The following is a 12,577-nucleotide window of genomic DNA, read 5'->3' as shown; positions in this document are numbered from 1 at the left end:
CCTACGTCCACAGCAGGTGAGAAAAATGTTTCCCGCAAGAAACACGACTGCGGCTGTTCGCCTACTCGTGGAGTCCGCCAACGGTCGTATAGAACGACGACTGAAGCGTCTCAGCCATGTCTTGGTCGCGGTCGATACGAACGTCGATGACCGTTGGACGGTCGCTCTTCTTCCCGTCTGCGAGTGCGTCGGCCAGTTCGTCAGGTGTTTCGGCGCGAGTACCGACTGCGCCAAAGGCTTCGGCAACCTTCGTAAAGTCGGTGTCGTGGAATTCGACGCCTGCGATATCGTCTGGTCCGTGTTGCATCTGTCTGACCATGCCGAGGCTCGTATCGTTGAGGACGACGAACGTCGGTGAGACACCGTGTTCGACGGCGGTTTCGACGCTCGTCATCGTCATCGCAAACCCGCCGTCGCCCGTGACGCCGATGACGTGTTTGTCGGTTGCGAGCGCGGCCGAAACTGCGGCCGGAGTCGCCCATCCCATCCCGCCGACGCCGCCAGAACCGTAGTAGGTCTCGACTGCCGAGACTTGCAGGTAGTTCAGGAGCCAAAAACGGTTGTTGCCTGAGTCGGCGGTGACGATGGTATCCTCGTCGATAACGTTCTGAATCTCGGCGACAGCGCGTTGCGGGAGAATCGGCACTGCGTCGGACTCGCACTCTGGTGCATGGAACGATTTTCGGGCTTCTTGGGCTTCGCTTTCGGCCCAGTCGTTGTCGTTCCCGCCCGACTCGGCGAGTTCTCGGAGTGTCTCTGCGGCGTCACCGATGAGTCCAATCTCGGCGGGATACACCCAACCGGCGTTCTGTGGCTCGATATCGGCGTGTACAATCGTCTGCTCGTCGGGTCGGATGAACGTTGGGGCCTGCCAGTTGGTGTCCATCGGATTCAACCGACAGCCAACGACGAGCAACACGTCTGCGTCGCTCACGAGTTGGTTCGCCCCTTCGTGGCCGAACGACCCGATGACGCCACCAGCGAGTTCGTGCGTCTCGGGGAACGTCGATTTTCCGAGATACGAGGTGACAACGGCGGCGTTGTACCCCTCGGCAACCGTCTGCAATTCGTCGTAGGCGTTGGCGGCGTGGACACCGTTTCCGGCGACGATGACGGGTCGTTCGGCACCTTCGAGTGCGAGCGTCGCGGCCGCAACGTCGTCGGCACTCGGTGCTGCCTTCCACGTCGCAGTCTGCCGAGTATCGTCCCACACTCGCGGTGTCGAACTGTCGGGAAACTCCGCGGTCACGGCGTCGCCGTCGAGGATGACTGCGGTCGGCCCCGGACGCCCCGAAATTGCGTGTTTAAACGCCAGTTGAAGGCTCCGAACCGTCTCGGTGGGGGTTCGTGGGAACCAGTGTTCTTTGGTGACGCCGTCGAGAATCTTCGGGAGGTTGAGACCGCCGTAATCGCCGCGTGCTTGCTGATACGGTGCGAGCGTGGAGTAATTACCGCGCTCGGACGCTTCGGTAATCGTCACCATCGGCGACGAGGCGAGTCGTGCTTCCATCTGTCCGATGAGGCCGAGACTACCAATCCACGGGCCTTGCCCAGCGAGAACGCCGGGTTCGCCTGTCAACCGACCGTGCATCTCGGCCATGACACTCGCCTCTCGCTCGTCACGTGGGCGAACGAGTTCGACGCTCGATTCGGGGAGGTGGTCGAACAGTTCGATGACGCGACCACCGGGGTAGCCGAACATCCGCTCGACTCCGAGGGCTTCGAGTGACGCGACGAGTCGTTCGCTCGTGTTCATCTTACGCGTCGTCCAGTTGGGTTTCTTCGTCGACGTACAGCGTCGGTCCTTGTTCCATGTCGATGAACTCTGCGGCGTCGGCGTTGACTGCTTCGCCTATTTCGGATTCGAACGCCGTTTTCAACGCACCCATGTCTTCGAAGTAGAGTTCGACGACGCCGTCGTACTCGGAGCGTTCTGGTGCGGTCGGAAGGCTCGTGACGTACTTCTTCAGCCCGGGGAGTTCCTTTGCCATCTCGGCGTGGTCACCCATCCAGCGCTCGACGAACTCCTCGTGCGAATACTCGTCCTTTTTGACGACCAAATTCACCAATTTAATCATGTGCGTCCGATATCCCACTCGGGATTACTTTGCTCTATCGCCGTCGCGGAGTCTTCCGGTCTGCCCCTCGCGTTCGAAAGATTCGAACAAGACTTTTGGTCTCTGCCTCACGAGTGTCGTACCATGACGCAGGAGGGACAACGTAGACCGGTGAAGACGGCGACGACGGCCGTTGCTATCCTCGAATGCCTGAAGACTGACGGGCCACAGGGTCCGACCGCGCTCGCCACGGAACTCGGGTTAGCGAAGAGTACGGTCCACAGACACCTGAAGACGCTCGAGCGCGAAGGGTTCGTCGTCCCCGACGACGACGGCTATCGAATCGGTCTTCGACTCCTTGACTTCGGTATCCACGCCCGAAACGAACATCCACTGTACGAGGTTGCACGGCCGAAAGTCGAGGAACTCGCCGAGCAGACCGGTGAAAAAGTGTGGTGCATCACCGAGGAACAGGGCCGCGGTGTCCACCTCTACGGTGCTGGCGGCCACCAGTCGGTGCGGACGCCCGCCCGCGATGGAACACAGACGTACCTCCATCAAATCGCCGCTGGCAAAGCGATTCTTTCGGCCTTCTCAGACGAGCGAGTGAACGAAATCATCGACGAACATGGCCTCCCCGCGAAGACCACGAAGACGATTACCGATCCGGACGAACTCAGCACAGAGTTAGCGACGATTCGCGAACGAGGGTACGCGCTCAACCGCGAAGAAATCGTCCCGAAACTCCACGCGATTGGTGTGGCTATCACCGACACCGATGGCATTCCAGTCGGTGCGCTCAGTATCTCTGGACCGTCGAATCGACTCAACGACGACCGGCTGACTGGCGACATCGCGGACCTCTTGCTCGGAGCGGCAAACGAAGTCGAAATCAACCTCAACTTCTCCTGAACTTCGCCTTTTCGTTCGAACTACTCGAACTATCTTGCTCAGAGAGCTGGTTTTTGCACCGTGTTCATCTCAAATTGATGTCGAAGTATTACAAATGTACTGATGTAATGTCTCGTGATTCCGACCAGCGCGAGATACGCTGACGGCGTTCGGTTTGCCTTGTTTCATTCTCCATACCACTCGAACGACTGGTATTCTGGTGTCACGGGCTTATTCGCAGTTCGTTCACACTGTGAATCGGTTTCTGTTCGAAAGGTTCGAACTTAGTGTGTCTCCCCAACGTCGGTCACGGAAAACTGCGAGGCCAACACCACCGTGTCCGCTGTTGTACCGCCCCCAGGCATCGTTCTCGGCTGTCTCTCCCAACTCCTTGCTCTGTTCGATAGGTGACCGTCAAAAAAACGTTCGAACTGTTCGAACGTCAGCGCTCGTCCCACTCTGGGTCGCGGTCCTCGAAGAACGCGTCGATGCCTTCGTTCTTGTCGGGCGTGGCAAACAGTTGAGCGAAGAGTTCTGCTTCGTACTCGATTCCCTGTTCGAGGTCCATTCTGGAGGCGGCTTTGATGGCTTTCTTCGCATATTCGAGAGCAACCGGACTTTTCGTGGCCATCATCTCGGCGAGTTCGTACACTCGGTCGTCGAACTCGGGTCCGTTGTACACTTCGTCGACGAGGCCGATTCGGGCTGCTTCCTTTGCGGAGATGAGTTCGCCGCTGAGAATCAGACGCATCGCGTGGCCTTCACCGACGAGACGGACGAGTCGTTGGGTACCGCCGCCGCCGGGCATGATTCCGAGATTGATTTCGGGCTGTCCGATTTTCGCGCGTTCGTGGGCGATGCGAACGTCACAGGCTTGGATGAGTTCGCATCCTCCCCCGAGGGCATGACCGTTGATGCGGGCGATAACGGGTTGTCTGAGGTCATCGACACACTCGTAGACTCGCGGGCGCTTGCTCGCTTCGCGCTGTTCGAGCATGTCGCGTTCGCGGAGTTCCTTCACGTCTGCGCCAGCGACGAACGCTTTCGCCTCGTTTGCACCCGTGAGGACGACGACTTTCGCGCTGCTCTCCTCGATGGCGCCGAGTACGCGTTTGAGTTCGGCACGGAGCGTTGCGTTCAGCGCGTTCCGTGCATCTGGCCGGTTCAGTGTAACCGTGACGACGCCATCGTCGTGGATGGTCACATCGACTGTTTCACATTCTTCGGCGACAGCCTGGACCTCGCTCATCGGTCCATCACGTCCTCGCTCGCACCGACGATTTCGCCATCTTCCCAGACGTAGAAGCCTTCACCGCTCTTCTTGCCGAGTTTCCCGGCACGAACCTTGCGCTTGAGAATCTGTGGCGGTCGGAATCGCTCGCCCAACTCTTCGCGGAGATATTCGAGAATCCCGAGTCGAACGTCGAGACCGACCACATCGCCGAGTTCGACCGGCCCCATTGGGTGGTTGTAGCCGAGTTCCATCGCGGCGTCGATGTCGGCAGGCGAGGCGACGCCCTCTTGGACCATCCGCATGGCTTCGACACCGAGTGCGACGCCGAGACGAGACGAGGCAAAGCCGGGCGAGTCGCCGACTTCGACGGCGGTCTTGTCGATTCCTTCGACGAACTCGCGGGCGAACGTCAGCGTCTCCGAACTCGTCTGCTCGGCGATGACGACTTCGACCAGCGCCATGATGTGAACGGGATTGAAGAAGTGGAGACCTACTCCACGTTCGGGCTTATCGAGGGCGCTCATAATTTCGGTGACAGAGAGCGAAGAGGTGTTCGACGCGATGACCGTCTCGTCGCTGACGAGCGCCTCGACGTCTTGCATCGTCTGCTGTTTGAGGGCCATCTTCTCGGGAACAGCCTCGACGACGAGGTCAGAGCCAGTGACTGCGTCTTCGAGTTCGGTCGTAATCGAAATCCGGTCGAGCGTCTCTGCCATCTCGCTTTCGGTCACTTTGTCCCGGGCGACGCCACCTTGGAGGTTCGACTCGATTGCTTCGAGTCCATTTTCGACGTATTCCTCCTCGATGTCGCGCATGGTTACGTCGTGACCGGCCATCGCGGCGACTTGGGCGATTCCGTGGCCCATCGTGCCAGCGCCGAGTACACTCACGTTCATTATCGGAAGGCCTTCGGGAATCCTCATAATCGTTTGCCTTGGTTAGTGAAGATTCAAGACGGATAGCCTCGCACACAGTGGTATGAGTCGCAGTAGCACTCCCCGGCCCAGCGAGCGCGCCGTCGTCGTCGATGCCGTTCGAACCCCACAAGCAAAGAAAGACGGTGGCTTCGCCGACTGCTACCCCGAAGACCTCACAATTGCGATTCTCGACGCTCTCGTCTCACGGACGGGTGTCGAACCCGAAGCGTGGGCCGACTTCCGTCTCGGGTGTGCGAACCAAGAGAACGAACAGGGACGAAACCTCGCACGTCAAGCACTCTTGGCTGGTGGATTCCCAGAATCCGTCCCCGGTGCGACGCTCTCTCGACTTTGCGGGTCGTCGCTGACGACCATCAACGACGCCGCCAGAGCAATCGAGGCGGGTGATGGCGACGTGTACGTCGCCGCCGGTGTCGAACACATGTCGCGGATTCCGTTCTCTGATTGGCTTCACCCGACACTCGAAGAACGCTACGAGGGCGGAAAGTCGCTCTCGATGGGCGCCACCGCCGAAACGGTCGCCCGCCGATACGACATTGCACGCGACGACCAAGACGAGTTCGCGCTTCGGTCTCACCAACGAGCACTCGATGCCCGCGACGCTGGCCGATTCGAGACCGAAATCGTCCCCGTCGAGACGCCGGACGGCGTTGTGGAACACGACGAAGGCCCGCGAGAGGACACTTCCTTAGACGTGCTTTCGTCGCTTCCAACCGTCTTCGCCGACGACGAAGACGCATCGGTCACCCCCGGGAACGCTTCGCCGCTCACCGACGGCGCGGCAGGGGCACTCGTCACCGCAGAGTCGTACGCAGAGGCAAACGACCTCCCAGTTCTCGGGCGTATCGTTTCGCGTGCCGTCGTCGGCGTGGACCCCGAAGAGATGGGTATCGCACCCATCGCGGCGAGTCGCACGGCCCTCGACAAAGCGGGACTCACGATTGACGATATCGACCTCGTGGAACTCAACGAAGCGTTCGCCTCACAGAGTCTCTACTGCGCACAGGAACTCGGAATCGACGAGGAAAAACTGAACGTCAACGGTGGCGCAATCGCTCTCGGCCATCCACTCGGCTGCTCCGGGGCGCGGATCGTGACGACGCTTCTCCACGAACTCGATAGACGAGACGGAACGTATGGACTCGCGACGATGTGTGTCGGATTCGGTCAGGGCGTTGCGACGGTGTTCGAACGCCCCTGAGGGGTGTTAAAAACTGCGACGACTGTGCTACCGGCGACCGTCAACTGGGACGACTTTGAAACCGTACCGAATCACGCCTTCTTGTTCGTAGATGCGGCGCGGTACTGCTTCGACGGTATCGCCCATCGATGGCACGTCCACAGGTGAGTTGACGACCTGTGCGGGGACGCTCACTGTTCTGTCGTCGTCCTCGGGACCGTCGAAGGCGACGATGGCGACGCCGAACGCTCCGGAGCGTTGCTGCTGTTCGACGAACTCGGGTGGTGCGCCGCCTTGTCCAATGACTGTCGTCGCTTCGACGGTACCCGTCCCGGGAAGCGTCACTTCGTCGTAGCCCTCGGTTGCGTGGCACTCGAAGCACGCCCCTTCCGGCGGGAACGACAGCGCGCCACACGCGCGACACTCGCCCGCAACGAGGCGATGGCGCTGTGGAATCGTCTGCCGCCACGTCGGGATGCTCACGTACGCACCGCCGCCTTCCGGCTCTTTACCGGTGATGGTCCCGCGCCGACGCAGTGCTTCGGCGTAGGAGAGTTCGGTATCACCTTCGAATACGCCCGAGACGGGAACCTCGCCCGTGGCCGAGAGTTGCAGTGCAGTCGCGCCTGCGCCGGACCCATACCCGACGACGAGAACTGCTTTGGCACTGTCGTCGAACGCGGATGCGAGGCCGAGCAGTGGACTTGCCGCTCCGGTATCTCCAGTTTTCGAGACGACCGTTCCGGTCATGATTTGCGCGCTCGAAACGCCCAGCGTGCGAGCGGCACGGTACGGAAGCTTCCCATCTGGTGCTGTGAGTGCAACCGCATCGACGTTCGAGATGTCTGTCTCCAGTGCCTCGACTGCACCGCCGACTGCCGACGTGTAGGAACGTCGTTCGTACTTCGTGATGCCGATAGATTCGGTCGCTGAACTCCCCTGTCGGCGGAAGCTAGTTCCGGGGTATGGCTCGCCGTACTCACCTACTGCGTCGATTTCGACCGGTCCATCGTCGGTCAGCAGCAGTGCGACTGCCCCTGCGCCAGCACCCGCGGCTTCGTCGCTCTCGGGCGCACCTTGTGGGCTATCTGCGACGACGACGAGTGCCGGGCCATCAGTATCCAGCGCCGTGATGGATGCGAGCGCACCGACGCCCGCTCGTGTCCCGCCGCTAAACTGGCGCATCGTCGCGCTTTCTGGAACGCCGAGGAGTGACGCGAGACGGACGACGATTTCCTCTGCTTCGATGGGCGGCGTGGTCGTCGCAAACGCGAGGTGTGTGATGGTTTCGGCATCGGTGTCCGTTGCATCGAGAGCGCGTCTCCCTGCTTCGGCGGCCATCGTCAGCGTGTCCTCGTCAGCGTCGGGGACGGCGACTTGCTCGACGCCTGCTGCGCCGCCTTTCCCCCACGCCTCGCGGTAGGTTTCAGCGGTGAGGAAGTATCGGGGGACGTACGCACCGATTCCAGCGATGTGCATCAGAGAACACCCCCTTCGAGGATGTGGACAACTGCGGCACCGCCGGACCCACCGACGTTGTGGGTAAGCCCGACCTTCGCATCCGGTATCTGCCTCTCTCCAGCCTGCCCGGTGAGTTGCGAGAACGCTTCGACCACTTGGCCCGCACCCGTCGCACCGATTGGATGGCCTTTGGACTTGAGGCCGCCGGAGGGGTTGACAGGAAGGTCACCATCGAGTTCGGTGATGCCTTCGTCGATGAGGTCGGGGGCTTCGCCGCGGCCACAGAATCCAAGGTCTTCGTAGGCGAGGAGTTCGGCGATGGCAAAGCAGTCGTGTACCTCTGCGAAGTCTATGTCGTCGGGGCCGAGTCCAGCCATCTCGTAGGCCGTGTTTGCGGCCTGCTCGGTGGAGCGAATCGACGTGTAACTGTCACGCTGGAACAGGCCGACGCGTTCGGAGGCGGCACCGACGCCCGCGACGCGGACGGCACTATCGCACTTCTTCGCAAATTCTTCGCTGGCGACGATGACCGCCGCCGCGCCGTCAGAGGTCGGACAGCAGTGATACAGGTTCAGTGGGTCGGCGACCACGGGGGCATTGCGCGCGTCGTCGAACGAGCAGGTAAATCCGAGGTGTGCTTTCGGATTCTTCGCGCCGTTCGCGTGGTTCTTTACGGCGACTTTCGAGAAGTGGTCGGAAGAGGCGTCGTAGGCGTCGATGTACGCAGATGCCATCTGTGCGTACACACCCGAGAACGTCGTCCCGGTGAGTCGCTCCCACTCGGTTTCACCACTGACGCCCAGCCAGTACTTCGCCACGTCGCCGCTCATGTCGGTCATGACCTCGTAGCCGCCGGCGAGGGCGACGTCGGCCATCCCACTCTTGACCGCTTGGACAGCCTGTCGAACTGCGTAGCCGCTCGCAGCACAGGCGTTTTCGATTCTCGAACAGGGGACACCGTGGAGTCCCACGTGTTCGGTCACGGCTGGGCCGGACAGTCCAAGTTGTCGTCCCCCGACACCGAGTGACCCGACGACTGCCTCGTCGATATCGTTCGGGTCGATTCCACCGGCGCTGTCCAGGGCCGATTCGAAGGCCGTCTCGAACAGCGACCGGTAACTTTCGTCCGGAAACGCGCCATACTTCGATTGGCCCGCTCCGACGACGTACACGTCTCGCATGATATCCGCTTGCCTGCGACGTGCGAAATAGGTTCGCCCCGAAGAGGCCATTGGAATCCCCGCACCATTTTTATCATAATCAATCGTCGTATTTGATACAGATGGTATTCGATAGTATGGAGACTACCTCACGAGCCGACCTTCGTGCGGTACAAGACAAGCGATTACAGGCCACCGTTCGGAATGCCTACGAGAACGTCGAGTACTACCGCGAACAGTTAGACGAGGCGGGGATGACACCCGACGACATCGACTCTGTCGAGGATCTCTCGAAGCTCCCGTTCACGACGAAAGAGGACTTCCGAGACAACTACCCGACAGGGATGTTCGCGGTCGATATGGACGACGTGATTCGGATTCACGCCTCCTCGGGAACCACAGGAAAGCCAAAAATCGTCGGGTACACCCAAGACGACCTCGACGTGTGGAGCAAGGCCGTCTCCCGGTGTCTCGTCGCCGCGGGCGTTGGCTCCGAGGACGTGGTGCAGAACGCCTACGGTTATGGACTCTTTACGGGCGGTCTCGGCCTCCACCAAGGAATCGAGGAGATTGGTGCAACCGTCATCCCAATCGGCGGCGGCAACACGCAGCGACAGGTCGAGCTGTTGAACGACCTCGGCAGCGACGTCATCACCTGCACGCCCTCCTACGCCCTCTATCTCGCCGAAGTCGCCGAAGACATGGGCATCGACGTTCGCGACCTCCCGCTTCGTGTCATCATCTTCGGGGCCGAACCGTGTACCGAGCCGATGCGCGCTGAAATCGAAGAACGACTCGGCGTGACGGGAATCGACCTCTACGGCCTCTCCGAAATCGTCGGCCCCGGCGTCTCTATCGAGTGTGAGGAAGCCCAAGACGGACTCCACATCTGGGAGGATTACTTCTACCCCGAAATCATCGACCCCGACACTGGGGAAGTCCTCGAAGCAGGCGAAGAGGGCGAACTCGTGTTGACGACGCTCGCAAAGGACGCACTTCCCGTCCTTCGATATCGAACTGGTGACCTGACGACGCTCAACTACGACACCTGTGACTGTGGCCGCACCGCCGTCCGCATGGACAACGTGACCGGTCGTTCTGACGACCTCATCATCGTCCGCGGCGTCAACTTCTATCCGAGCGAAGTCGAGTCGGTCGTCCTCGAATTCGATGAAGTGGCTCCGTACTACCGCATAGACCTGCGCCGCGATAACAACCTCGATGTACTGGAGATTACGGTCGAACTCGAGGAGGAGTTCGACGGTTCGACCGACGAACTCGAATCACGGATTCACGAGCGCCTCGTGAACGTGCTGTCGTTCAAACCCGACGTGCTGAACCTCGTCGAATACGGTGGTATCGGCCGCACCGAAGTCGGGAAAATCAAGCGCGTGTTCGACCACCGCGAGCAGTAGTCGCGCTTACTGTTTCCACTGCCCGTTTTACCTTGCTCTCTGACCCGTTGACGACCTGGATTACCGACTCGGCTTGTACACCCGCCCGCGAAACGTCGCAATCCGCTCGCCGTCGTCGTCTGAGATGACGACTTCGTACTCGGCAGTCCGTCCACCCAGATGAGTCTCGGTCGCAACCGCGCGAATCGTATCGCCAACTTCCGCGGCGGCGAGATACGAGATGTTGGTTTCGAGGGCGAACGCCGCGTCGCCGTGGCTGTTCGACGCCGCCGCGAAGGCCGCATCAGCCAGCGTATAGATGAGGCCACCGTGTGGCGTTCCGTGGAAATTCAGATGGTCTTCGTCGATGACGGCCCGTGTTTCGGCGGTGCCCTCGCCAACGTCTTCGAGTTCGATTCCGGTGCGACCGCAGAAGGGGTCGTTCGATGCGCGTTCGCGTATCTCGGCGTGGCTGTCAGATGTTGTCATAGCAACTGCGTCTCTCTCACTCGTGAAGTATGCTCCGAATGTCAGTAAAGATGGGTATGTAAAATTCTTTATCCGATGAGGCTGACGGACAGGTATGGCATACAGCTACGAACCGCATCACTTCGAGGACTTCGTCGTGGGCAAAGAGTTCCAGAGCGTCGGCCGCACCGTCACCGAAGCCGACTTCATGATGCACTCGGCGCTCTCGGGTGACTGGACGGAACTTCATACCAACAAAGAGTACGCCAAAGACACGCAGTTTGGCAAGCGCATCGCCCACGGGCCGATGACGTTCGTACAATCGACGGGCTTCGTCTATCGTTCTGGTCTCGTCGAACGCACCGCCATCGCCTTCCTCGGGATGAACTACATGGACCTCCCGAATCCCGTCTTCATCGGCGACACGCTCTCGCAGACGATGGTCGTCACCGGGCAATCAGAACTCAGCACCCGCGACGACGCGGGGCTCGTCACTCTCGAAGTCGAGATGACGAAGCAAGACGGAACCGTCGTCCTCAAGGGTGACATGAAGTTCCTCATCAAGACGAAAGCTGGCGAAGAATAGACCCAAGAACTGCAAGTTGAGTCGCCCATCACGGATGAAAAGCACGTCTTTGGGGCTTTTCTGGTCGTACTCGTCGTGGTACTCTCTCAGTTGAAGCGGCGGACCAGTCTACTTCGCTGTTCCTAACCATTAATACTCGAGGTTGTGACGGACAGCCATGGATATCGGAACGGGTCTCTTCACGTGTCAGCGACGGCCTGACGACGACCGACCGATGGCAGACCTCTACGACGAGATGCTCACACTCGGGCGCGCCATCGACCAGTCAGGCCTCGCGAGTGCGTGGGTCTCGGAACACCATTTTCTCGACGACGGTTACCTCTCTGCGACGATGCCCTCTCTCGGCGCACTCGCCGCCGTCACTGAGAACATCGAAATCGGGTCGTGTATCGCGCTTGGCCCACTCTACAATCCGATTCGACTCGCTGAGGATGCGGCTACCGTGGACTTGCTCGCCGACGGGAGGCTGACGCTCGGACTCGCAATCGGGTCGAATCCACGCGAATTCGAGGCGTTTGGTGTTCCGCAAGACGAGCGCGTCGAGCGACTCGCAGACATGCTCGACCTCCTTCGAGATTCGTGGAGTGACGGACCGATTTCTCACGAATCACCGTTTCACGAGGGTGCGACTGGTGTGGACGTCACGCCGAAACCCGCTCGTGAAATTCCAATCATGCTCGGCGGGAGCGCGAAACCTGCAGTCAGACGTGCAGCACGTACTGCGGATGCATGGTGTGCCCCATCGTCGCTCTCTATCGACGGCGTGAAGAAGCGAGTCGAAGATATCCGGAACGTCCGTGAATCGGAAGGCCTCGATGGCGATTTCACCATCTACGTTCTCCAACACGGTTTCGTCGGCGACTCGAAAGAAGACGCGTGGGAGACGATGCGAGACGGATACCTCTACCTCCAACGCCGGTACGCCGAGATATTCTCGGGTGAGTCGGTATCGGAACTCTCCGACGAGCGAGTCGCCGAACTCCGCGAGCAGGCAATCTACGGCACGTCCGAGGACGTCATCGAGGGACTCGAACGCTACCGCGACGCACTTGGCGACGATATCCACTTCATCTTCCGCACGTACCACCCCGGCGTCGGCACCGCCGAACAACTCGCGTGTATCGAACGACTCGGTGACGACGTCGTCCCACATTTCGAGTGACAGGTCACTGAACCTTCCGTGAAAATTCCGTGAAAATATTCACTTT

The 12,577-nt window shown here is 60.2% G+C and carries 12 protein-coding genes; 5 read left to right on the top strand and 7 right to left on the bottom strand.

What is annotated here, in order from left to right; all coding sequences use genetic code 11:
• Nucleotides 1–61: 61 nt before the first annotated feature.
• Both ACK509_RS16315 and ACK509_RS16310 read right to left on the bottom strand, forming a co-directional pair.
• Nucleotides 62–1,756, bottom strand: coding sequence for a thiamine pyrophosphate-binding protein (locus tag ACK509_RS16315; RefSeq protein WP_410767627.1), 1,695 nt, complete (start codon nt 1,754–1,756; stop codon nt 62–64).
• Between the two features lies 1 nt (nt 1,757).
• Complete coding sequence (locus tag ACK509_RS16310) at nt 1,758–2,078, bottom strand: EthD family reductase (protein WP_410767626.1); 321 nt, start codon at nt 2,076–2,078, stop codon at nt 1,758–1,760.
• A gap of 123 nt (nt 2,079–2,201) precedes the next feature.
• On the opposite strand from ACK509_RS16310, the gene ACK509_RS16305 reads away from it, so the two are divergent.
• Entirely contained in the window at nt 2,202–2,969 is a 768-nt protein-coding gene (locus ACK509_RS16305; protein WP_410767625.1) for an IclR family transcriptional regulator, read from the top strand.
• 421 nt (nt 2,970–3,390) lie between these two features.
• Here the strand turns inward: ACK509_RS16305 and ACK509_RS16300 are convergent, their stop codons facing one another.
• Both ACK509_RS16300 and ACK509_RS16295 read right to left on the bottom strand, forming a co-directional pair.
• Nucleotides 3,391–4,197, bottom strand: a complete 807-nt coding sequence (locus tag ACK509_RS16300; RefSeq protein WP_410767624.1) for an enoyl-CoA hydratase/isomerase family protein — start codon at nt 4,195–4,197, stop codon at nt 3,391–3,393.
• The gene (locus ACK509_RS16295; RefSeq protein ID WP_410767623.1) at nt 4,194–5,078 is read right to left on the bottom strand and encodes a 3-hydroxyacyl-CoA dehydrogenase family protein; all 885 of its coding nucleotides are present in this window, start codon (nt 5,076–5,078) and stop codon (nt 4,194–4,196) included. The genes ACK509_RS16300 and ACK509_RS16295 overlap by 4 nt, the downstream gene beginning before the upstream one ends.
• 82 nt (nt 5,079–5,160) lie before the next feature.
• Here ACK509_RS16295 and ACK509_RS16290 point away from each other — a divergent pair, with 82 nt between their 5' ends.
• A complete protein-coding gene (locus tag ACK509_RS16290) occupies nt 5,161–6,321 on the top strand; it encodes a thiolase family protein (RefSeq protein WP_410767622.1) in 1,161 nt (386 codons plus the stop codon).
• 27 nt (nt 6,322–6,348) lie between these two features.
• On the opposite strand, the gene ACK509_RS16285 is transcribed toward ACK509_RS16290, so the two are convergent.
• Both ACK509_RS16285 and ACK509_RS16280 read right to left on the bottom strand, forming a co-directional pair.
• Complete coding sequence (locus ACK509_RS16285; RefSeq protein ID WP_410767621.1) at nt 6,349–7,779, bottom strand: zinc ribbon domain-containing protein; 1,431 nt, start codon at nt 7,777–7,779, stop codon at nt 6,349–6,351.
• Nucleotides 7,779–8,942 carry a thiolase domain-containing protein gene (locus tag ACK509_RS16280; protein ID WP_410767620.1) on the bottom strand — a complete coding sequence of 388 codons (1,164 nt, stop codon included), beginning with the start codon at nt 8,940–8,942 and terminating at the stop codon, nt 7,779–7,781. Before ACK509_RS16280 ends, ACK509_RS16285 begins: the two co-directional genes overlap by 1 nt.
• Nucleotides 8,943–9,043: 101 nt before the next feature.
• Here ACK509_RS16280 and paaK point away from each other — a divergent pair, with 101 nt between their 5' ends.
• The gene (gene paaK / locus ACK509_RS16275) at nt 9,044–10,336 is read left to right on the top strand and encodes a phenylacetate--CoA ligase PaaK (protein ID WP_410767619.1); all 1,293 of its coding nucleotides are present in this window, start codon (nt 9,044–9,046) and stop codon (nt 10,334–10,336) included.
• A gap of 60 nt (nt 10,337–10,396) precedes the next feature.
• On the opposite strand, the gene ACK509_RS16270 is transcribed toward paaK, so the two are convergent.
• Nucleotides 10,397–10,804 carry a PaaI family thioesterase gene (locus ACK509_RS16270; protein ID WP_410767618.1) on the bottom strand — a complete coding sequence of 136 codons (408 nt, stop codon included), beginning with the start codon at nt 10,802–10,804 and terminating at the stop codon, nt 10,397–10,399.
• Nucleotides 10,805–10,898: 94 nt separating this feature from the next.
• On the opposite strand from ACK509_RS16270, the gene ACK509_RS16265 reads away from it, so the two are divergent.
• Entirely contained in the window at nt 10,899–11,369 is a 471-nt protein-coding gene (locus tag ACK509_RS16265) for a MaoC/PaaZ C-terminal domain-containing protein (protein ID WP_410767617.1), read from the top strand.
• Between the two features lie 157 nt (nt 11,370–11,526).
• Complete coding sequence (locus tag ACK509_RS16260; protein WP_410767616.1) at nt 11,527–12,531, top strand: LLM class flavin-dependent oxidoreductase; 1,005 nt, start codon at nt 11,527–11,529, stop codon at nt 12,529–12,531.
• Nucleotides 12,532–12,577: the final 46 nt, after the last annotated feature.

Origin of the sequence: Haloferax sp. DFSO60 (genome assembly GCF_046557615.1) — an archaeon.
Classification (GTDB): Archaea; Halobacteriota; Halobacteria; order Halobacteriales; family Haloferacaceae; genus Haloferax.
The sequence above is the reverse complement of the archived record's forward strand: the minus strand, read 5'-3'. Positions and strand labels throughout refer to the sequence as shown.

Coding starts and splice junctions, on each gene's coding strand:
- ACK509_RS16315 (WP_410767627.1), bottom strand. CDS start 1,756: ATGAACACGAGCGAACGACTCGTCGCGTCACTCGAAGCCCTCGGAGTC.
- ACK509_RS16310 (WP_410767626.1), bottom strand. CDS start 2,078: ATGATTAAATTGGTGAATTTGGTCGTCAAAAAGGACGAGTATTCGCAC.
- ACK509_RS16305 (WP_410767625.1), top strand. CDS start 2,202: ATGACGCAGGAGGGACAACGTAGACCGGTGAAGACGGCGACGACGGCC.
- ACK509_RS16300 (WP_410767624.1), bottom strand. CDS start 4,197: ATGAGCGAGGTCCAGGCTGTCGCCGAAGAATGTGAAACAGTCGATGTG.
- ACK509_RS16295 (WP_410767623.1), bottom strand. CDS start 5,078: ATGAACGTGAGTGTACTCGGCGCTGGCACGATGGGCCACGGAATCGCC.
- ACK509_RS16290 (WP_410767622.1), top strand. CDS start 5,161: ATGAGTCGCAGTAGCACTCCCCGGCCCAGCGAGCGCGCCGTCGTCGTC.
- ACK509_RS16285 (WP_410767621.1), bottom strand. CDS start 7,779: ATGCACATCGCTGGAATCGGTGCGTACGTCCCCCGATACTTCCTCACC.
- ACK509_RS16280 (WP_410767620.1), bottom strand. CDS start 8,942: ATGCGAGACGTGTACGTCGTCGGAGCGGGCCAATCGAAGTATGGCGCG.
- paaK (WP_410767619.1), top strand. CDS start 9,044: ATGGTATTCGATAGTATGGAGACTACCTCACGAGCCGACCTTCGTGCG.
- ACK509_RS16270 (WP_410767618.1), bottom strand. CDS start 10,804: ATGACAACATCTGACAGCCACGCCGAGATACGCGAACGCGCATCGAAC.
- ACK509_RS16265 (WP_410767617.1), top strand. CDS start 10,899: ATGGCATACAGCTACGAACCGCATCACTTCGAGGACTTCGTCGTGGGC.
- ACK509_RS16260 (WP_410767616.1), top strand. CDS start 11,527: ATGGATATCGGAACGGGTCTCTTCACGTGTCAGCGACGGCCTGACGAC.